This window comes from Labrys okinawensis (genome assembly GCF_047345005.1).
GTDB lineage: Bacteria > Pseudomonadota > Alphaproteobacteria > Rhizobiales > Labraceae > Labrys > Labrys okinawensis.
Genome location: NZ_CP178864.1, coordinates 3,902,613 through 3,922,937 on the forward strand (window position 1 = coordinate 3,902,613; position 20,325 = coordinate 3,922,937).

The window sequence follows — 20,325 nt, forward strand, 5'->3', positions numbered from 1 at the left end:
ATCAATGAGCTTCGATACGCGTCTAGTGAATGGCGTCGGCGTGCTGGCGGCCGTGGTCGAGACGGGAAATTTCGTTCGCGCTGCAGAGGCTCTCGGCCTGACCCAGCCGGCAGTCAGCCGCGCCATCGCCCGGCTGGAGACGAGACTCGGCGTGCGTCTCCTCGATCGCACCACACGTTCGGTTTCCCTCACCGACGAGGGGCGGCAATTCTACGAGCGAGTCATCCCTTTGCTGGCGGATATGGAGGAAGCGGCGAGCCTTGTGGCCGGGGCCGCCCACGCTGTCCGCGGTCGGCTGCGCGTCAATATCGACCCCTATTTCTCCAGGCTTCTATTGGCGCAGCACTACCACGCGTTCCTCGATACCTATCCAGAGATCGAGCTCGACGTGGTCACGCGGGGCCAGGCCGATGATCTCGTGGCCGACGGCGTCGATGTCGCCGTGCGCTTCGGCGAACTCTCGGTATCTTCGGTCGTTGCGCGCAAATTGCTGGAAACACGGATCGTAACGGTCGCCTCACCCGCCTATCTGGCGAAGGCCGGCAGGCCGAAACATCCGCTCGAAACCGAGGACCACGAGTGTATACTCTATCGGGATCCCGTCACCGGCCGTCCTTTCGAATGGGAATTTCGCCGAGGGAAGGAAGTGCTGCCGGTCAACGCCAGGGGCCGCCTGTTGCTGTCCGATGCCGGCACGTTGCTCACCGCCTGCGTTTCCGGCGCCGGCATCGCGCAGATCCTGGGCCTGGGCACGCAATCCTTCGTCAATGACGGTCGCCTGGTGGATCTCTTTCCCGATTGGCCGGATGAGGTCTATCCGCTCTATGCCCTCTACCCGTCCCGTCATCATGCACCGGCCAAGGTACGAGCCTTTCTCGATTTCGTTCTGGTGGCTCTCGGTCGGGGGCCGGCCTGAACGCGCAAGGGTTGAAATACAAAGTGCTGCGTCGCCGCTGAGACAGATTACCCACCTGCAGCGACAACAAGCGGCACGAAAATTGCTCGATACAGAGCCATCGCTGGTCTAAGCACGACCTGAAGAAGAACCCTACAAACGAGTAAAACGGATGGATTCCACTTTGCCGGACCATGGCGTCGACCGGGCTGCCGAACTCGAAGCGCTCTGCCGTGCCAAGCTCGACAGTTCACGTGGCCGCCTCGTCGACGAGCCCCGCTACAATCCGGTGGCTCAGCTCGCCTTCGAACTGTCTCGCGATCTGGAAGCCGGCCGCATCACCAGGGCAGATCTCGATGCCCTCGCGCTGCGGCTGGGTCAGGAGACCTTCGCGGCCCGTGCCAAGGCTTTGCACGACTATGTCGGCCCCGTGGACATGGCCGGGAACCGCGCCTCGCTGCGCCGCGTGGTCGAGCGCCTGCTTGCCGATGGTCGCCGCGGCTTTTCCGGCGCAACGCCCCTCGCCCGCACCCAGCTCGGCATCGTCTTCACAGGCCATCCCACCTTTCTGCTGTCGAGCGTGAACCGCAACAAGCTCGCGCGCATGGCCGGCGGCGAAGAAGTGTCGCTTCCCAACGCCTTGATGGCGCCGGACAGCCCGATCACCCTCGCCGTCGAGCACGCCGCCGCCCTGTCGGCTCTCGATGCGGCCAAGACCGCAATCGCCGAATTCGCCCGCGCCGCCGCCGACGTGCTGCGCGAGCGCCGCTCGTCCGATTGGCGCTCGGTCGCGGTGGGTTACGCCGGCCTCGGCACCTGGATCGGCTATGACCTCGACGGGCGCACGGATATCCGCTGGATCGACACGTTTCGCTTCCGCCTCGTCGAGAAGGATCACCAGATCAACCGCTATCTCGGCGAGATCGCCAGGATCGCCGCCAAGGTCGAAGCCGAGACGCCCACCGCCCAGCGTCTCGGCGAGCTGACCGCCCGCATCGAGCGCACCCGCGCCTGGAACGCCGCCATCCTGGATGCTTTCCGCAAGGATCCGCTCGACCGGCCGGCGCTCAAGGAGGCCGCCGACATGCTGACGGCCCCGCATCCGGACGCCGCCACCAGCGTGCGGCCCTATATCGCCCTGATCGACATCGCCATCGCCGATGCCCCACAGGAAGTGGCGCTCGACCTCGTCGCCCTGCGCAGCGAGATGCTGACGCTCGGCTTCAGCGTCGGCGAAGTCCACATGCGTATAAATTCGACGCAGCTCCATAACGCTATTCGCCAGCATCTCGACATCGAGGCCGAGGAAAGCATTTCCAGCCGTTCAATGCTCGAGCGCCTGGCGACGTTCATCCGCGAGGCGCAGCCGGTTTCGGTGAATTTCGGCTCCGTCGACATCGAGCAGAAGACGGCGCTGCGCCAGTTCGTGCTGGCGGCGCAAATCCTCAAGCATGTCGACCGCGATTCCACCATCCGCCTGCTGATCGCCGAATGCGAGGCGCCGGCCACAGTGATGGCGGCCGTATACTTCTCCCGCCTGTTCGGCGTGGACGACAAGCTCGACGTTTCGCCCTTGTTCGAGACGCCGACCGCGCTCGAAAGCGCCGCTCGCTTCTTCGACGTGCTCTTCGGAATAGAGGAATACCGCAAGGCGGTGCGCCGGCGCGGAAGGCTGGCGATCCAGACGGGCTTTTCGGATTCCGGCCGCTTCATGGGCCAGATCACGGCGGCGCTGGCCATCGAGCGCCTGCATGGCCAGCTTGCCCGCGCCTGCGAGCGCAACAAGCTCACCGATGTCGAGGTACTGATCTTCGACACCCATGGCGAGTCCGCCGGCCGAGGCGCCCACCAGGGCCATTTCGAGGATCGCGCCTTCTATGTGATGAGCCCGTGGGCACGGCGCGAATTCGAAAGCCGCGGCATCGCGCTCAAGCATGAGATCAGCTTCCAGGGCGGCGACGGCTTCACCTATTTCGAGACGCCGGAACTGGCGCTCGCCTGCATCACCCGGCTGCTGGAAGCGGAGGTCGCCTGGCGCGACCAATCGGCCAACGACCCTTTCTATTCGAACACCACCTTCTCCTTCGACTTCTTCCGCCGACTTGCCGCTTTTCATAGCAAGCTGCTCGACGATCACTCATATCACATGGCGCTCGGTTCCTTCGCCCAGGGCCTGCTGAACGAGACGGGATCGCGCAAGTCGCGACGCCAGTTCGATGTCTCGGGCGGCGAGGTGCATCAGGTACGCCGCATTCGCGCCATCCCGCACAACGCCATCCTGCAGCAGCTCGGCCATCCGTCCACGGTGATCGCCGGCTTCGGCACGGCGTTGCGTGGCGACGAGGATCGCTTCATCGAAACCTTCGCCAAGTCGGACCGCCTGCGCCGGCTTACCTCGCATGTCGTGCATATGAAGCGTCGCTCCTCGATCAAGGCGCTGGCTGCCTTCTCCACTTTGTTCGACCGCGCCTTCTGGTCGACGCGGCCTTATGCCGGGGCCGAGCCGCATCTGGCCGAGCCCTGCCTGTTCATCACGCAATTGCTGGAGGAGGACGACCGCGCCGCCTCGCTCAACGAGCTGGCGGTGAAGCTGCGCCTCGATGCCATCACCCTGCACCGCGTGCTCGACCTCGCCGGCCTCGAACTCGGCAAGTCGATCTCGGACAACCGCGAACGCCTCGACATGCTCCAGGCGGTGCGCCTGGCTCTCTTGCAGCACATCATCCTGATGGCCGCCCGCGTGCCGAAATTCTCGACCCGCAACGACATCTCGCGCGAAGACATCATGGAGCTGATCTTCAGCCTGCGCATCTCGGAAGCCGTGGCGCTGCTGCGCGACGCCTACCCGGTGAATGCCCTGAACATGGAAGGCTACGCGCTTACCGAACCCTTCACCTATCCAGGCGACGCGCCGTCGAACTACGCCGCGCTGACGCGCACGCTGATCGACCCGATTGAGAAGACGTACAAGACGATCCTGGCCATCGGCACCGCGATTGCGCTCGAATGCGGGGCGCATGGGTAGAATATCACGGGACTGATCTTGATATTTGTGTGGTGAGCTCGATGGGATTCGAACCCATGACCCCATGATTAAAAGTCACGTGCTCTACCGACTGAGCTACGAGCTCTCACCAACCGGGTGGATGCACCCGCGAGTGCGGTGTCTCTAGGCGCCTCGCGCGGGTGGGTCAAGCCACCAATCACAATCAGCCATGCAAAAACGAAACGTCATAGCCGTGTCATCCTCACGCGGTGTTGAATACATGAGCTTGCGAGTGTCGAAAAGGGTGCTAAGCACGTAGCTGCCAACCAGCTGCTGTGGAGCGGCGAGAGGAGATCAGGCGATGCAATTGGGAATTATCGGCCTTGGGCGTATGGGCGGCAACATTGCACGCCGCCTAATGAAGAATGGCCACGGCACGGTCGTCTATGACCGGGCGCCGCAGGCCGTCCAAGCCCTCGCCGCCGATGGTTCCGTGGGCGCCGCCGACCTTGCCGACCTCGTCAGCAAACTCACCGCGCCGCGCGCCATCTGGGTGATGCTGCCGGCCGGCGCCATCACCGAGGGCACGATCAACACCCTTGCGGGGCTGATGTCGCCTGGCGACGTCATCATCGATGGCGGCAACACGAACTGGAAGGACGATGTACGCCGCGCCAAGAGCCTGGCCACCAAGGGCCTCGACTATGTTGATGTCGGCACGTCCGGCGGCGTGTGGGGCCTGGAGCGCGGCTACTGCATGATGATTGGCGGCAAGGCTGAGACCGTCACCCGCCTTGACCCGATCTTCGCCACCCTCGCCCCCGGCATGGGCGACGTGCCGCGCACGCCCAATCGCGAAGGCCATGATCCCCGCGCCGAGCAGGGCTACATCCATGCCGGCCCACCCGGCGCCGGCCACTTCGTCAAGATGATCCACAATGGCATTGAGTATGGCCTGATGCAGGCCTATGCCGAGGGCTTCGACATCCTTCGCTCCGCTAACGCCGAGGGAAAAGCCGAGGGCGAAAGCTTCGACTTCAAGATGGCCGATATCGCCGAAGTGTGGCGCCGCGGCTCGGTGGTCACCTCCTGGCTGCTCGACCTTACCGCTTCGGCCATGGCCGCTGACGCCGAGCTCACCGAATATTCCGGCTTCGTGGAGGATTCCGGCGAGGGACGCTGGACGATCGAGGCTGCGATCGACCAGGCCGTGCCAGCCGAGGTGCTCACGGCCGCGCTCTACACCCGCTTCCGCTCCCGCCAGGAGCACACCTACGCGGAGAAGATCCTCTCCGCCATGCGCAAGGGCTTCGGCGGCCATGTCGAGCCTAAAGCAGTGGAACCCAAGGCCTGAGAAATGAACGCCTATCAAATCAACAAGGGCGGCGCGGCTGGCCCGTGCTGCTTCGTTGTGTTTGGCGCCAATGGTGACCTGACAAAGCGCCTGCTCGTGCCAGCACTCTACAATCTGGCTGCAACCGGCTTGCTGCCGGAAAACTTCTGTATTGTCGGTGTCGTCCGCCGCCAGATGGAAGGCGATAGCTTCAGGCAGATGCTGGTGGATGGGCTCAAGCAATTTGCAACGCGCCCCGTAGACCAGGCCGTCGCCGACAAGCTGTTTGGCTGCGTCACGTCGGTGGTGGCGCAGGTCGACGAACCCGACAGCTTCAAGGGCCTCGCCAAGCACCTCGAAAAGGTCGAGGCTGGCCGTAATACCGGCGGCAACCGCCTGTTCTACCTGGCGACCCCACCCAACGGCTTTGCGCCGATCACCCGTCTTCTGCATGAGGTCGGTCTCAGCCAGGAAGAGGAAGGCGGGCCCTGGCGGCGCGTCATCGTCGAAAAGCCCTTCGGCACCGACCTTGCCTCGGCGCAGGCTCTCAATCGCCAGCTTCTCAGCGTGCTGACGGAAGACCAGATCTACCGGATGGATCATTACCTGGGCAAGGAAACCGTCCAGAACATCATGATCCTGCGCTTTGCCAACGGCCTGTTCGAGCCGATCTGGAACCGCGACCACATCGACCATGTGCAGATCAGCGTGGCCGAGACAGTGACGGTGGAGCGGCGCGGCGCCTTCTACGACCAGACCGGCGCGCTCCGCGACATGGTGCCGAACCATTTGTGCCAGCTTCTGTCGCTGATCGCCATGGAACCACCGGCGCGCTACGCCGCCCATTCCGTGCGTTCCGAGAAGGCCGAGGCGCTTGCCGCCATCACGCAATACACGCCCGAGCAGGCGATCCTGAACTCGGTACGCGCCCAATACGGGCCGGGCATCGTCAAGGACCAGGCCGTAACCGCCTACCGCGCCTCCCAGGATGTCAATCCCAAGAGCGTTACGCCGACCTATACGGCGATCAAATTCGCCATCGACAATTGGCGGTGGGCCGGCGTGCCCTTCTATCTGCGCACCGGCAAGGCGCTCGCCAAGCGTAAGACGGAGATCGCCATCCAGTTCAAGGATGCGCCGATCGCCATGTTCCGCGATACCTCCCTCTCAGGCATGGGGCCGAACACGTTGGTGCTCGACATCCAGCCGGACGAGGGCATCACGCTGCATTTCAACGCCAAGGTGCCAGGCCCAAAGATGGACCTCGCAGGCGTCGGCATGGAGTTCAAGTACAAGGACTATTTCGAGGCGGCGGCCAGCACCGGCTATGAGACGCTGATCTATGACTGCATGATCGGCGATGCCATGCTGTTCCAGCGCGCCGACGGCGTGGAAGCCGGCTGGAGCGCCGTGCAGCCCTTCCTCGATGCCTGGGGCATCGCCGGCGAGCGAGGCCTTTCCACCTATGCGGCCGGCTCCGAGGGCCCTGCCACTTCCGACATCATGCTCGCACGTGACGGACGCAGTTGGAGGCCCATCGCATGAGCACAGAACGTATCCTCGATGTTTCCGCCGATGCCGATGCGCTCGCCGACCGTGCGGCAGACTGGTTCGTGGCCGAGCTTGCCAGCCGCTCCGGACCGCTGGCAGTCGCTCTGTCCGGTGGCTCCACCCCCAAGCGCCTCTATGAGCGCCTGACGCGCGATCCCTGGCGGTCCGGCCTCGATTTCAGCCGCATCCATTGGTTCTGGGGTGATGAGCGTATCGTTCCCGCCGACGATGCCAGGCGCAACACGCTGATGGTCGAGACGGCCTTGCTCAATCATGTGCCCGCGCCACCGGAGAACATCCACGTCATCGCCGCCTCCCCAACCACGCCGGACGACGCGGCGGTGGCTTATGAGGCCGAGTTGAAGCGCTTCTATGGCGCCGACACGCTAGGTCCTGAGCGACCGCTCTTCGACATCATGCTGCTGGGAGTCGGCTCCGATGGCCATACGGCCTCGCTTTTCCCGGGCAAGCCTTCGCTCGCCGTGCGCGACCGTTGGGTCGTGTCCTCCGAGCCCGGCCTCGATCCCTTCGTGCCACGCGTAACGCTGACCTTCCCGGCCATCGCCTCCAGCAGGGCGGTTGCCTTCCTTGCCGCGGGTGCGGACAAGAAGCCGATCTTGGATAAAGTATTCTCGGGAGCCGACCTGCCCTCCGCCCATGTGACTGCGGCCGGGCCGATCCACTGGTTCCTCGACAAGGCCGCCGCCGGCGAGTGAAAGACCAAAGCGTTTTGCGAGTTGACGGCATCGTCAAGAATCGCAAAGACGCGTCGAACCAAAGAGTTAGAGTAAAGCAGCGTTTATGCTTAATGGCGCTTTGCCCTGGCGATCACGTATCCGTGATCACCGGGGATGATCCGGCGGGGCCGGAAGCGCGTAGCATGGCGAAGGAGATCTCGCCATGCGTGTACGTCCCGCTGCCGCTGTCCTTTTCTTTCTCGCCTTGACGCCTGCGATGGCCGCTCCGCTCGCCCCCACGAGATCCGGCTGGCCAACGGCACTGATCCTCGTCGATGATGACGAGGGCACGATCCACACCATCATCAGCGATCAGATCCAGGCTTTCCTGCGCGATGACGGGGAGACCGCCTATTCCTTTGCCGCGCCTAGCCTTAAGCTCTATTTCCCCTCGTCCGATGCCTTCATGGCCATGGTGCGCAATGGCTACCAGCCTATCTACCGCGCCCGGCGTTTCAGTTTCGGCGAGTTGAAGCAGATGGACGGCAAGTTCGTGCAGTCGGTCGCGATCGTCGGGCCTGACGGCGACAGTTGGCGCGCCATCTACACGCTTGTGCGCCAGGAGGACGGCAGCCTGAAGATCATCAGCTGCTACCTGGTCAAGGATGTCACAGCCTGAGGCTGTGTACCGATATATGCCAACTTGAACTTGGCACCCTCTGCCCCTCCCCTGTGCAGGTGGCGCCAAAAGCCCTAGATGGTAGGAACCACGCAAGAAGGTTTCCTGCCCCATGACATCCTCGCCCCACCTTGTCTCCACAGAATGGCTCGCTGCCCGCCTGGGCGACCCCACCCTCGCCATCGTCGATGCGTCCTGGTACCTGCCCGCGGCCAACCGGAATGCCTATGAGGAGTACAAGACGGCCCATGTTCCCGGCGCCGTGTTCTTCGACATCGACAAGATCGCGGATGTCTCGAGCGGCCTTCCCCACATGCTGCCCACCGAGCTCGCGTTTGCCGAAGCCGTAGGCGCGCTGGGCATCGGCGAGACGCAGCATATTGTCGTCTATGACGGTGCCGGCCTGTTCTCCGCGCCGCGCGTTTGGTGGACATTCCGGGTTTTCGGCGCTCGCAATGTCTACGTCCTCGATGGTGGCTTCCCGGCCTGGCTGGCCGAAAAACGCCCAACGGAGAGCAGTATTCCGCATAAGACCCCTGCCCGCTTCAGGGCCGCGCTTGATCACCGGCAGGTGAAGAGTGCCGTGGACGTGCAGGCCGCCCTCGCCGGGCAGACGGCCGAGATTGTGGATGCCCGCTCGGCCGATCGCTTCCGGGGCGATGCGCCCGAGCCGCGCCCAGGCGTTCGCGCCGGCCACATGCCGGGTGCCCGGAACCTGCCTTTCACCGAGGTGGTGGAGAATGGGCGTCTGGCGCCACCAGAAAAGATCCTGGCAGCCCTGAGGGCCGCGCGGGTTGATCTTTCGAAGCCAGTAATCACAAGCTGCGGCTCCGGCGTTACGGCAGCCGTCCTTGCATTGGCCTTCGAGACGGCCGGCAAGCCAGTGGAAGCCATCTATGACGGCTCCTGGGCCGAATGGGGATCGCGCCACGAACTCCCGCTTGCAAAAGGGGACTGACGGACTGGCGGTCTTCGGCCGCCATTTGCAAAAAGCAAAACGCCCACAAATTATTGCGGGCGTTTCCTCGTTCAAAATCTCAGTGAACCGAAGCTCATTGCCCCATCGAGGCCGCAACCGGCGGTGTGGGTATCACGGTCGGCAGTGCGGCCGGGGCCGGCGATGCGAAAGCCGTGGCCGACGGCTCGACGGCCATCGAAGGCTGGATCGGCGGCAGCGGAACCTTAGCCCTGGCCAGATTGACCTGGCCGACCGAACCCATGGAAGGTGGCGTCACCGTCTTGCCCAGGATCCCGTCGGAACTGCGCGGACGCGTTGGCGGCAGCGGCGTGAAGGCCATGTTCAGGCTGGCAACAGCTTCCGGAACCGGCGCTGGTGCCGGCGTCACCACGGCGGGCTCGGCCTGGGCCACCATCGGGGGCACCTCCACCGGCCTTACGATCGGCGATGGATTCTCGCTTACCGTCGGGACGGCCTGCGGCGTCGCGTCGGCGATCATCGTGTTCGCTGCAGCGCCAGGCATCGGGGCCGGCGTGCCGTCCGTCCGTAGGGTAGCCAGCAGCATCTTCGTGTCACCGCCCGTTTCAGGCGCGCGGCCGACATATTCGATCTTCACCTTGCCGACGCCAGAGCCCTTGAACTGCAGAAGATCGGCAGCGCGGCTCGACAGATCGATGAGGCGGCCGTGAACATAGGGGCCGCGGTCGTTGACGCGCACCACGATCGAGGTGCCGTTGCTCATATTGGTGACGCGTGCATAGCTCGGCAGCGGCATGGTCTTGTGGGCGGCGGTGAGCCCCATCATGTCGAAACGCTCGCCGTCGGCCGTCTTGCGGCCATGGAAGCCGGCGCCATACCAGGAAGCCAGGCCCACAGCGGTATACTTGGAATCGCCAATCGCCGGGACATAGCGCTTGCCGCCGACAATATAAGGCTTGTCGGTGCCGTTCTTGCCGCGAACCGGCGGAGTTGCGACCGCTGGCGCGCCAACGGGCGGAGCCATGACAGGGGCGGCCTCGGCAACCTGCGGCGCAGCCTTCACGTTGTGGGAGTAATTGTTGGAGGCGCAGCTCGCCAGGGCGGCACAGCCAAGAACGGCAAGGGCAAGCTTGGTGGCGGGAGCAACCGCCCGGATATTCCGGAAGTCGGAAGAGGTGTCGGAAATACGCAACTCGACGAGATCTTGAACAGCCGAGAGGTCTTCCGCCATCTCAGATTCCTTTTCATCGGCAGCGACCCGACTGGGGTCTGCGCGCGGCGATGCCGTGGAATTCACGACATGGCGGGGCGCAGGCAATCGCATCCTGCTGTTTCATTTCGGAGCACGAGGCCGTCCTTCACCACGTGCCCAGATTCGGAAATCCTTTCGGATCTCTGCCACAAGAACGCCCGGACAATATGTCCAAAATGCGGCAGAGTTTCCAAACCGTAAACAGGCGATAGCCCAATGCGTGGCAAAATGAAAGCCCCGTCGCCCAAATTCGCAGTACCACTTTGTGCGACCACCCTCCCCCGCTGGCCGCCGTATTAAACGATTTTCCCTGTGAAATCAGATAGAAAGATCGCATTAACCAGTGAGAAGATAACCAATTGCCTTGCCGGCAAAAAATATTCCCTTAACAAAACTTTACCAACCGGCGCGTGTGCCGGAAACACAATTCGATCATAAATGTTAGTGAGAGATTACGGCGTCTTCCGGCCTGGCTTGAGGCTTCAATTGTGGTCGAGCCATCATATCCTTGCCACAACCTTAATGGATATGGCAGGCGGGGGTTCCGGAATTGTCGCAAAGGCAACTCGCATCCGCGCCTGCAGGTCCGCTCTTGCATTCGCGAGCGAGCACCGATTTCTTTTCGTAGGGTCGTTGCGACGTCACCCGTACAGAAGGCCCTATCGTGAAGTCAGTTTGGCGGCAAACGTGCGTATCCCGGTCCTTCATCAGGCCCCTGGCGGTCCTGGCGCCTGTCTTCGCTCTCTTGGCCGGATGCGCCCAGGTCAAACCGCTGGACATCACGGTCGCGGTGCCACCGGCCTACCAGCAGGCTCCGAAGGACAAACCGGCTCCGCTCTTGCGTGCCGATTGGTGGCGCAGCTTCCGCTCCCCTGAGCTGACGGCCTTGGTCGAGGAAGCGCGCATCGACAATCTCGACATCGCCACTGCCATCGCCAATGTCGAACAGGCCCAGGCGGGCATCACGGCAGCCGGCGCGCCCCTCTATCCACAGATCAACGGCGATGCCTCAGCCCAGCGTGCCCGCTCGGCCTCGCTCACCGGGCATGTCGGCCAGGGACGGGCGACCTATTCCCTTTCGGCGAGCGCGAGCTACGAGATCGACTTCTGGGGCAAGAACAGCCAGGCGCTGGCGAGCGCCAAATCGACTTTGGCGGCAACGCAATATGACCGCGACACCGTCGAACTCACCACCATCGCCAGCGTCGCCAATGCCTATTTCGGCATTCTCGCGGCGCAGGATCGCCTCGGCATCGCCCACGACAACGCCACCAGCGCCGGCCGCATCCTCACCATTCTCAACAACCAGTTGAAGGCAGGCACCACCACTTCGCTGGCCGTAGCCCAGCAGCAGAGCCTGCTCGACCAGCAGCGCGCCAGCATCCCACCGCTGGAACTGAGCATCGCGGAGAACAGGGCCGCCATCGCCCTGCTGGTCGGCAAGCCGCCTGCACTGGTCAGCGTCAAGGGCGGCGGCACGGGCAGCGTCCACGCGCCTGTGGTGGCAGCAGGCATTCCTTCGCAATTGCTGACCCGCCGGCCCGATGTTGCCGCGGCACAGGCGACCCTGATCTCCTCACACCAGAGCGCGCGCTCGGCCTATGCCGCGCAATTCCCCTCCATTTCGCTCACGGGCCAGGGCGGTGTGGAGAGTGCCGCCCTCAAGAGCCTGTTCGATCCCGCGGCGGGCTTCTATCAGGTCGCTGCCGACGCGGCGCAGCCGATCTTCGACGGCGGCACGCTGCGCAGCGCCGTGGAGCGCGCCAATGGTGTGCAGGACGCCGATCTCGCCGCCTATCGCAAATCGGTGGTGCAGGCTTTCGTCGACGTCGAGAATGCGCTTGCGGAGGTCCGCCAGCTCAGCCGGCAGCTGACCCTGCAGCAGGCCGTCGTCACCAGCTCCCGCCAGGCCTACGACATTTCGGAGCGGCAGTTGCGGGAAGGCACGGTGGACCTCGTCACCGTGCTGCAGACCGAGCAGACCCTGTTCAGCGCCCAGGACACGCTGGCGCAGGTCAAATTGCAGCGATTGCAGGCGCTTGTAAGCCTGCATCAGGCTCTCGGTGGCGGCTGGACCGCGCCCACCCCACTGACGCCACAAAATTAAGTGTCATGACTCTCAACGCCGTCGCGACGGCAGATTTCTTTCGATGATTCGACTGGGTTCATAATGGCGAAACTCTCGCGGAGCCTCTTCACGGTGGCGGTGCTGCTGATCGCCGGCGGCACGGCGGCCTATGTGACGCGGGACAAATGGCGCACCTCGGCCCCGCAATGGCTTCAAGCCTACATACCGCCGTCAGCGGCGGGCGATCCTCCTCAGGGAGGCGGCGCAGGCGCTCGCTCTGGCGGCGATCAAGCCGGTGGAGCCGGTGGCGGACGCCGGGGTGGGCGGCGCGGTGGTTCCGACAGCGGTCCGATTCCGGTATTGACGGCCGATGCGACCGCTGCTGACGTGCCAGTGACGCTCGATGGTGTCGGCACGGTGAAGGCCTTCAACACAGTCACTATCACGCCCCAGGTCAGCGGCCAGATCGTCGACCTGCCCTTCAAGGAGGGACAGGATGTCAAGAAGGGTGACGTGATCGCCCGCATCGATGATTCCACCTACAAGGCGGCGCTCGACCAGGCCATCGCCAAGCGGGCGCAGGACCAGGCCTCGCTCGACAATGCCAAGATCGATCTGCAGCGCTATGAGGGGCTCGTCGCAACCAATTCGGTGACAAAGCAGACCGCCGACACCCAGCGCGCCACCGTCGCGCAGGACGAGGCCCAGCTTAAATCGGACGCCGCGGCCATTGCCAGCGCCCAGGCGACGCTGGCCTATACGGTGATCACCTCGCCGATCGACGGGCGAACCGGCATCCGCAGCGTCGACATCGGCAATGTCGTGCAGGCCAGCAGTGCCACCGGGATCGTCACCATTTCGCAGATGAAGCCGATCTCAGTGATCTTCAACCTGCCCCAGCAGTCGCTGGGCAGCATCATAGCGGCCAGCGCGGGCGGACAGCTGCAGGTCCAGGCCCTGCGCGGCGACAACAAGACAGTGATCGAGACCGGCGCGCTCGACGTGATCGACAACCAGGTCGACACGACGACCGGAACGATCAAGCTCAAGGCCAATTTTCCGAATGATTCCGAGGCCTTGTGGCCGGGAGCTTTCGTGAATGCGAGGCTGCTGGTAAAGACGCTGAAGGGCGCCATCGTGGTGCCCACCGCCGCTGTCCAGCGCGGGCCAAACGGGGCCTTCCTCTATGTGCTGAACGAGAACAAGTCCCAGCTGCGGCCCGTTACCCTGGGCCAGCAGGGCGATCAGCAGACCGTCGTCGAGGCCGGGCTCAAGCTCGGCGAGAAGGTGATCACTACAGGTTTTGCCCGCCTCAGCGACGGCTCGGCCGTCGAGGTGACAACCGCGTCCGGCAATGCGGCTCCAGTGGCGGGCGCCGGCATCGGCGCGGATGCCGGCGATGACACGACGCCCGTACCCGCCGCGCCCGCACGTACGGGCAGCGCGGAAGCGCCACAGGCGGGCGACGCCGCACAGGGCGATGGCAATGGAAAGCGCTTGCACAAGGGCGGTGGCAATGCCGGGGGCCACCGGCATCAGCAGGGGGGCGCCAATGCGGCTGAAGGCAGTCAGTCCGGCAGTGACAATGGCACCGCCAGTACTGGCAACACCACGAGCCAGCCGGCCCAATGAACGGCGTATCCGCCCCTTTCATACTCAGGCCGATCGCGACTTCGCTGCTCGGGGTTGCGGTGCTGCTCGGCGGTCTGCTCGGCTATTTCGCCCTCCCTGTGGCTCCACTTCCACAGGTTGACTTCCCGACCATCCAGATCACTACCCAATTGCCGGGCGCCGAGCCCGAGACCATGGCCTCGCTGGTCACGGCGCCGCTGGAGCGCAATCTCGGGCAGATTCCCGCCATCTCGACGATGGTGTCGTCCTCGGCGTTCGGCATCAGCCAGATCACCCTGCAGTTCAATCTCGGCCGTGACATCGATGGTGCGGCGCAGGACGTGCAGGCCGCCATCAACGCCTCCGCCGCGACACTGCCCACCGGCCTGCCCTACCCGCCGACCTATGCCAAGGTGAACCCGGCCGACACGCCGATCGTGACGCTGGCCCTGCGCTCGAAATCGCAGACCATCCGCAACCTTTCCGACATGGCCGACACGCTTCTCGCCCAGCGCTTTGCCGAGGTGAGCGGCGTTGGCCATGTCAATGTCCAGGGCGGCGTGCGCCCCGCTCTGCGGGTGCAGGTGGACCTTACCCGCGCCGCCGCCTACGGCCTTGGCCTCGAGGACATCCGTACCGCCATCACCTCGTCAACCGTCGCCGGCGCCAAGGGGTCGCTCGACGGCGCCGCGCAGTCCTACACGATCGCCGCCAATGACCAGATCAGTGCTGCGGATGCCTTCGCCGACGTGGTGGTCGCCTACAAGAATGGCGCGCCGGTACGCCTGAAGGATATCGCCGACGTCATCGAGGGTCTCGAGAATGCCCGCGTCGGCGCCTATTATGACGGCCAGCCGGCAGTGGTGATCGATATCATGCGCCAGCCCGGTGCCAATGTTATCTCCACAGTAAAGAGCGTGCTCGCAGCCCTGCCGACACTGCGCCGCAGCCTCCCGGCCGATGTCTCGCTGGACATCGTCAATGACCGTACGCAGACCATCCAGGCCTCGATCGACGATGTCGAGATGACGCTCGCGCTCAGCGTCGGCCTCGTCATCCTCGTCGTCTTCATCTTCCTGCGTACCCTGCGCGCCACCATCATCGCAGGCGTGGCGCTGCCGCTTTCCCTGATCGCCGCCTTCGGCGTGATGTACTTCTGCAATTTCAGCCTCGACAACCTCTCGCTGATGGCGCTCACCATCGGCGCCGGCTTCGTTGTCGACGACGCGATCGTGATGATCGAGAACATCGTACGCCATATCGAGGAGGGCCAAAGCCCGTTCGATGCCGCGTTGAAGGGCGCCCAGGAGATCGGCTTCACCATCATCTCGCTGACGGTGTCGCTGATAGCAGTGTTCATCCCGCTTTTGTTCATGACTGGTATCGTCGGGCGCATGTTCCGGGAGTTCGCGCTGACGCTGACCATAGCGGTCGTCGTCTCCGCCGTGGTATCGCTGACACTGACGCCCATGATGTGCGCCCGCCTGCTCACTGCCAGCCATGGCAAACGCAGCGGCCCGCTGGAATGGATTGAAAGAGGCTTCGACAAAGTCATCCAGGGCTACCGTACCAGCCTGGTGTGGACGTTGCGTCACGGATTCCTGATGCTCCTGCTGACGCTGGGCACGCTGGCGACGACGATCTGGCTCTATATCGCAATCCCCAAGGGCTTCCTGCCCCAGCAGGACACCGGCCTCATCACCGCAGTGATCCAGGCGGAGCCGACCGCCTCCTTCGAGGCCATGAAGCGTATGCAAGCGTCGGTCGCTGACATCGCCCGCAAGGACCCCGATGTGGTGTCGGTGGTCTCCTCCATCGGCGTCTCCGGCACCAATCTTACCTCCAACACAGGCTCGCTTTCGCTGGTTCTGAAGCCTCGCAACGAGCGCCAGGCCGACGCAACCGCGATCATCGAGCGACTACAGGCTCAGACCGGCAAGATCCCCGGCATCACGGTCACCTATCAGAGTGTCCAGGATATCCGCATTACCGCCCGCGCAGGGCGCGCTCCCTACCAGTACACGCTCACCGGCACGGATGCGGCTGAGGTCGACAACTGGGCCGACGAGCTCGCGGCCGAGCTCAGGCGCTCGCCTTTGATGCGGGACGTCGCTTCGGAAGTGCAGAATGGCGGCTCCAAGCTGTTCGTGCAGGTGGACCGCGACACCGCCTCTCGCCTCGGCGTCTCCATGCAGGACGTTTCCAATGCGTTGAACAATGCTTTCGGGCAACGCCAGATCGCCACGATCTATGCGCAGGCCAACCAGTATCGCGTCATCCTGGAGGCACGGCCTGAGGATCAGGTCGGGCCAAGCGTGCTGAGCCGGATCTATGTGTCGAGCTCTGCGAGCGCCTCTGGCCTTGCCACCACCACCAACCCCAGTGCCGGCACGGTGGGCGCAAGCGGCACGGCCACCAACATCCAGAGCGCCTCGGGGGCCGTCGACAATCAGGTGCCTCTCAGTGCCTTCACCACGGTCGAGCATCGCACTGCTCCGCTGGTGGTGGAGCATGATGACCAGTTCCCGTCTGCTACTGTTAGCTTCGATGTCGCCCACAACGCCTCGCTCAGCGACGCAGTGACGGCAATCGACCGCGCCCAGCGCGACATCGGCATGCCGGCCTCCATCACCACGCGCTTCACGGGCGACGCGGCTGAGTTCGCCTCCTCGCTCGCCAACCAGCCCTGGCTCATCCTGGCGGCGGTGATCACCATCTACATCGTGCTCGGCGTGCTCTATGAGAGCGCCATCCACCCGGTGACCATCCTCTCCACTCTGCCCTCGGCCGGCGTCGGCGCCCTGCTGGCGCTCGAATATACCGGGAAGGAACTCTCGCTGATCGCCCTGATCGGCATCGTGCTGCTGATGGGCATCGTGAAGAAGAACGCCATCATGATGATCGACTTTGCGATCGAGGCCCAGCGCGAGCATGGCATGGACCCGCACGAGGCAATCGTCACCGCATCAGCCCTGCGCTTCCGCCCGATCATGATGACAACGCTCGCCGCGCTGTTCGGTGCCTTGCCACTGGCGCTCGGCCACGGCATGGGCTCCGAGCTGCGCATCCCGCTCGGCATCACCATCATCGGCGGCCTGCTGCTTAGCCAACTCCTGACGCTCTACACAACGCCTGTGATCTATCTCGGCTTCGAGCGCCTGCGCGAATATTTCAGCCGCAAACCCGAACCGGCGCCGCAGGGATGAGCATATCCGAGCCCTTCATCCGCAGGCCGATCGGCACGATCCTGCTGGCGATCGGCCTGCTGCTGGCCGGGCTCGCCGGCTATCGCCTGCTGCCGGTGGCGAGCCTGCCGGCCATCGACCTGCCCACCATCATGGTCACCGCCAACCGGCCCGGCGCCGATCCCTCGACTATGGCGAGCACGGTCGCCGCGCCGCTGGAGCGGCAACTCGGCTCGATTGCCGGCGTAACGCAGATCACCTCGCGCTCCCAGCTCGGCTCGACCAACATCATCATCCAGTTCGACCTGTCGCGAAACGTCGACAGCGCTGCGCAGGACGTGCAGGCGGCCATCAATGCCTCGGTTTCCGACCTGCCCTCCGATCTTTCCTCGACACCCTCGCTGCGCAAGTTCAATCCCAACGCCATCCCCATCCTCATCCTGGCGATGACCTCGGACACGGTGAGCGCCAGCGACATGTTCGACGCGGCCGATACCGTGATCGTGCAGCGCATCTCGCAGGTCGATGGTGTTGGCGACGTCAGCGTCAGCGGCGCGGACCAGCCCGCCATCCGCGTGACGCTGCAGCCCGACCGCATCTCGGCCATGGGCCTGTCGATGGAGACGATCCGCGAGGCCATCGTCGATGCCAATGCCATCAGCCCGCTCGGCTCCTTCAACGGGCCCGATACGTTCACGATGATCGACACGGGCGGCCAGATCACCAAGCCGGAGGACTACGCCAGCATCATCATCCATGCCGGCAATGGCACGGCCGTGCGGCTTGGCGACATCGCCAGGGTCGAGGAGGGCGTGCGCAACGTCAATTCCAGCGCCACCTATAACGGCAAGCCGGCGATCCTCCTGACCATCACCAAGGAAGCCAACGGCAACGTCATCGACACGGTCGACGCCATCAAGGCGCTGCTGCCGACCTTCAAGGGCCGCATTCCCATGGGCATCGACATCGCCGTGCTCACGGACCGCACCACCACCATCCGGGCCAGCGTCGACGACATGCAGTGGACACTGATGGCTTCCGTGGTGCTCGTCATCATTGTGGTGTTCGTCTTCCTGCGCCGCTCCACCCCCGTGCTCGCGGCCGGCGTGACCGTGCCCCTGTCGCTCGCCGCCACCTTCGGCGCCATGTGGATCGCGAATTTTTCGATCGACAACCTCTCCTTGATGGCCCTCGTCGTCTCGGTGGGCTTCGTGGTCGATGATGCCATCGTCATGGTCGAGAACGTCTATGCCAAGCGCGAGGCCGGGATGCCGCCCATCCAGGCCGCCATCGAGGGCGCGCGGCAGATCGGCTTCACCGTGATCTCGATCAGCCTGTCGCTCCTGGCAGTGTTCCTGCCGCTGTTCTTCGCGGGAGGCGTCACCGGCGAGTTCCTGTTCGAATTCGCGATGACCCTGGCGTTCGCTATTGTTGCCTCCACCGTGATCTCGCTCACTCTGACGCCGATGATCCTGGCCCATCGAGGGCATGGCGAGAACCATGAGCGCAACCATCTCGGCGACCGTATCGTCGAGGGCACCCTCAACGCCATGGTCAGCTTCTATGGCTATACGCTGCGCCGCGTGCTCGATTATTGGCTTGCGACAGTCGTGATCATCTTCGTCATAATTTTCTATACCTTCTATCTCTATGCCTCGCTGCCCAAGAGCCTTGTGCCCCAGGACGACAGCGGTTTCATCCAGGGCTTCAGCCAGGCCTCGAGCGACGCCTCTTACCAGGCCGTCGTCACCTGGCAGCAGCAAGCGGCAGCCGTCATCCAGAAGAACCCCTATGTGACAGGCGTCGGTTCCTCGATCGGTGCCAGCCCCTTCGGCGGCACCAATTCCGGTCAGTTCAGCATTTCGCTGCTCCCGCCGGACCAGCGTCCCTCCACCGACGCGGTGATCGCGCAGTTGCGTCAGGCCCTGCGTCCGATCGCAGGCCTCGACATCTTTATGTTCTCGCCCCAGGACGTGAGGGCGGGCGGGCGCCAGTCGCAGTCGCAATATCAGTACACGCTCTGGGGGCCCGACCTCGACGAACTGGTCGAGTGGGCGCCCAAGGTGATGGACAAGTTCAAGACGCTGCCGGGGATCACGGACGTCAATTCCGACCGCCAGCGCAACGGCCTCCAGGCCAATGTGGTGATCGACCGTACCGCTGCGGCAAGGCTCGGCGTGGCGATCAACGAGATCGACGCGGTGCTCAACAACGCTTTCGCCCAGCGGCAGATCTCGACGATCTATACCCAGCGCAATCAGTATCGCGTCGTAATGACGATTCCGCCCTCGCGCAGCACCGATCCCGACGACATATCGAGGCTCTATGTGCCCGGCAGCTCTGGCATCGTCCCGCTGTCGGCCGTTGCCCATATCGAGCGTGGCCTGGCGCCTTTGCAAGTCAACCACCAGGGCCAGTATCCCGCGATCACCATCTCCTACAACCTGCAGCCGGGCGGGAAGATTCAGGATGCTGCCGATGCCATCGCGCAGGCGGTGTCGGAGATGCATTTGCCGACCGACATCCATGCGGAAGCGGCAGGTGACGCCCAGCAGGCGGCGCAATCGAGCGGCGGCTTCGGCATCCTGGTGATCGCGGCGCTGCTCACTGTCTATATCGTTCTGGGTGTACTCTATGAGAGCCTTGCCCATCCGCTCACCATTCTCTCCACACTGCCTTCCGCCGGTCTCGGCGGGCTGATCGCGCTGAGCTACGCCGATATGGAACTCACCATCGTAGCCTTTATCGGCATCATCCTCCTGATCGGCATCGTGAAGAAGAACGGCATCATGATGGTGGATTTCGCGCTGGAGGCCGAGCGCGACCATGGTGCCACCTCGCGCGAGGCCATCTTCGAAGCCTGCATAAAGCGTTTCCGGCCGATTCTGATGACGACGCTCGCCGCCATCTTCGGTGCCCTGCCCCTGATCCTCGCCACCGGCCCCGGCACCGAACTGCGCCGCCCCCTCGGCGTCACCATCGTTGGCGGATTGCTGGTGAGCCAGGTCCTTACGCTCTACACCACGCCAGTGATCTACCTGATGCTCTCGCGCCTTCACCGCTATTGGAGCGTCAAGCCGCGCGAACCCAGGCAGCAGGCCGAGCCGATGCCGGAAGGCCACGGGGCATGAATCAAACCCGGCGGCAAGAC

At 64.0% G+C, this 20,325-nt stretch carries 12 protein-coding genes and 1 tRNA gene; 11 read left to right on the top strand and 2 right to left on the bottom strand.

The genetic code is table 11. The features are described 5' to 3' along the window. The first annotated feature begins 4 nt into the window (after positions 1 to 4). A complete protein-coding gene (locus ACMDCR_RS18320; RefSeq protein WP_413987982.1) occupies positions 5 to 916 on the top strand; it encodes a LysR family transcriptional regulator in 912 nt (303 codons plus the stop codon). Positions 917 to 1,067: 151 nt separating this feature from the next. Next, positions 1,068 to 3,920 carry a phosphoenolpyruvate carboxylase gene (locus ACMDCR_RS18325; protein ID WP_413987983.1) on the top strand — a complete coding sequence of 951 codons (2,853 nt, stop codon included), beginning with the start codon at positions 1,068 to 1,070 and terminating at the stop codon, positions 3,918 to 3,920. A gap of 30 nt (positions 3,921 to 3,950) precedes the next feature. Here ACMDCR_RS18325 and ACMDCR_RS18330 read toward each other — a convergent pair. Further along, positions 3,951 to 4,026, bottom strand: a tRNA-Lys gene (locus ACMDCR_RS18330). Positions 4,027 to 4,242: 216 nt separating this feature from the next. Between ACMDCR_RS18330 and gnd the strand changes: the two genes are divergently transcribed. The 5 genes from gnd to sseA all read left to right on the top strand — a co-directional run bounded on the left by gnd (position 4,243) and on the right by sseA (position 9,079). Continuing rightward, positions 4,243 to 5,235 (top strand): phosphogluconate dehydrogenase (NAD(+)-dependent, decarboxylating), encoded by a 993-nt coding sequence (gene gnd, locus ACMDCR_RS18335; RefSeq protein ID WP_413987984.1) that lies wholly within the window; start codon positions 4,243 to 4,245, stop codon positions 5,233 to 5,235. A 3-nt stretch (positions 5,236 to 5,238) separates the two neighbouring features. Continuing rightward, entirely contained in the window at positions 5,239 to 6,759 is a 1,521-nt protein-coding gene (zwf, locus tag ACMDCR_RS18340) for a glucose-6-phosphate dehydrogenase (protein WP_413987985.1), read from the top strand. After that, positions 6,756 to 7,481, top strand: coding sequence for a 6-phosphogluconolactonase (pgl, locus tag ACMDCR_RS18345; protein WP_413987986.1), 726 nt, complete (start codon positions 6,756 to 6,758; stop codon positions 7,479 to 7,481). Before zwf ends, pgl begins: the two co-directional genes overlap by 4 nt. A gap of 184 nt (positions 7,482 to 7,665) precedes the next feature. Continuing rightward, the gene (locus tag ACMDCR_RS18350; protein ID WP_413987987.1) at positions 7,666 to 8,121 is read left to right on the top strand and encodes a DUF4864 domain-containing protein; all 456 of its coding nucleotides are present in this window, start codon (positions 7,666 to 7,668) and stop codon (positions 8,119 to 8,121) included. A gap of 112 nt (positions 8,122 to 8,233) precedes the next feature. After that, on the top strand, positions 8,234 to 9,079 hold the full coding sequence (gene sseA / locus ACMDCR_RS18355) for a 3-mercaptopyruvate sulfurtransferase (protein ID WP_413987988.1): 846 nt from the start codon (positions 8,234 to 8,236) through the stop codon (positions 9,077 to 9,079). A gap of 94 nt (positions 9,080 to 9,173) precedes the next feature. Here sseA and ACMDCR_RS18360 read toward each other — a convergent pair whose 3' ends face one another. Then, positions 9,174 to 10,289: a septal ring lytic transglycosylase RlpA family protein gene (locus tag ACMDCR_RS18360; RefSeq protein WP_413987989.1), complete on the bottom strand. Its 1,116-nt coding sequence runs from the start codon at positions 10,287 to 10,289 to the stop codon at positions 9,174 to 9,176. Positions 10,290 to 10,974: 685 nt separating this feature from the next. Here ACMDCR_RS18360 and ACMDCR_RS18365 point away from each other — a divergent pair. The 4 genes from ACMDCR_RS18365 to ACMDCR_RS18380 all read left to right on the top strand — a co-directional run bounded on the left by ACMDCR_RS18365 (position 10,975) and on the right by ACMDCR_RS18380 (position 20,305). Beyond that, a complete protein-coding gene (locus ACMDCR_RS18365; protein ID WP_413987990.1) occupies positions 10,975 to 12,417 on the top strand; it encodes an efflux transporter outer membrane subunit in 1,443 nt (480 codons plus the stop codon). A gap of 63 nt (positions 12,418 to 12,480) precedes the next feature. Next, entirely contained in the window at positions 12,481 to 14,010 is a 1,530-nt protein-coding gene (locus tag ACMDCR_RS18370; RefSeq protein WP_413987991.1) for an efflux RND transporter periplasmic adaptor subunit, read from the top strand. Further along, positions 14,007 to 17,195 (top strand): efflux RND transporter permease subunit, encoded by a 3,189-nt coding sequence (locus ACMDCR_RS18375; RefSeq protein ID WP_413987992.1) that lies wholly within the window; start codon positions 14,007 to 14,009, stop codon positions 17,193 to 17,195. Before ACMDCR_RS18370 ends, ACMDCR_RS18375 begins: the two co-directional genes overlap by 4 nt. After that, entirely contained in the window at positions 17,192 to 20,305 is a 3,114-nt protein-coding gene (locus tag ACMDCR_RS18380) for an efflux RND transporter permease subunit (protein ID WP_413987993.1), read from the top strand. Before ACMDCR_RS18375 ends, ACMDCR_RS18380 begins: the two co-directional genes overlap by 4 nt. The last annotated feature ends 20 nt before the right edge of the window (positions 20,306 to 20,325 follow it).

Coding starts and splice junctions, on each gene's coding strand:
- ACMDCR_RS18320 (WP_413987982.1), top strand. CDS start 5: ATGAGCTTCGATACGCGTCTAGTGAATGGCGTCGGCGTGCTGGCGGCC.
- ACMDCR_RS18325 (WP_413987983.1), top strand. CDS start 1,068: ATGGATTCCACTTTGCCGGACCATGGCGTCGACCGGGCTGCCGAACTC.
- gnd (WP_413987984.1), top strand. CDS start 4,243: ATGCAATTGGGAATTATCGGCCTTGGGCGTATGGGCGGCAACATTGCA.
- zwf (WP_413987985.1), top strand. CDS start 5,239: ATGAACGCCTATCAAATCAACAAGGGCGGCGCGGCTGGCCCGTGCTGC.
- pgl (WP_413987986.1), top strand. CDS start 6,756: ATGAGCACAGAACGTATCCTCGATGTTTCCGCCGATGCCGATGCGCTC.
- ACMDCR_RS18350 (WP_413987987.1), top strand. CDS start 7,666: ATGCGTGTACGTCCCGCTGCCGCTGTCCTTTTCTTTCTCGCCTTGACG.
- sseA (WP_413987988.1), top strand. CDS start 8,234: ATGACATCCTCGCCCCACCTTGTCTCCACAGAATGGCTCGCTGCCCGC.
- ACMDCR_RS18360 (WP_413987989.1), bottom strand. CDS start 10,289: ATGGCGGAAGACCTCTCGGCTGTTCAAGATCTCGTCGAGTTGCGTATT.
- ACMDCR_RS18370 (WP_413987991.1), top strand. CDS start 12,481: ATGGCGAAACTCTCGCGGAGCCTCTTCACGGTGGCGGTGCTGCTGATC.
- ACMDCR_RS18375 (WP_413987992.1), top strand. CDS start 14,007: ATGAACGGCGTATCCGCCCCTTTCATACTCAGGCCGATCGCGACTTCG.
- ACMDCR_RS18380 (WP_413987993.1), top strand. CDS start 17,192: ATGAGCATATCCGAGCCCTTCATCCGCAGGCCGATCGGCACGATCCTG.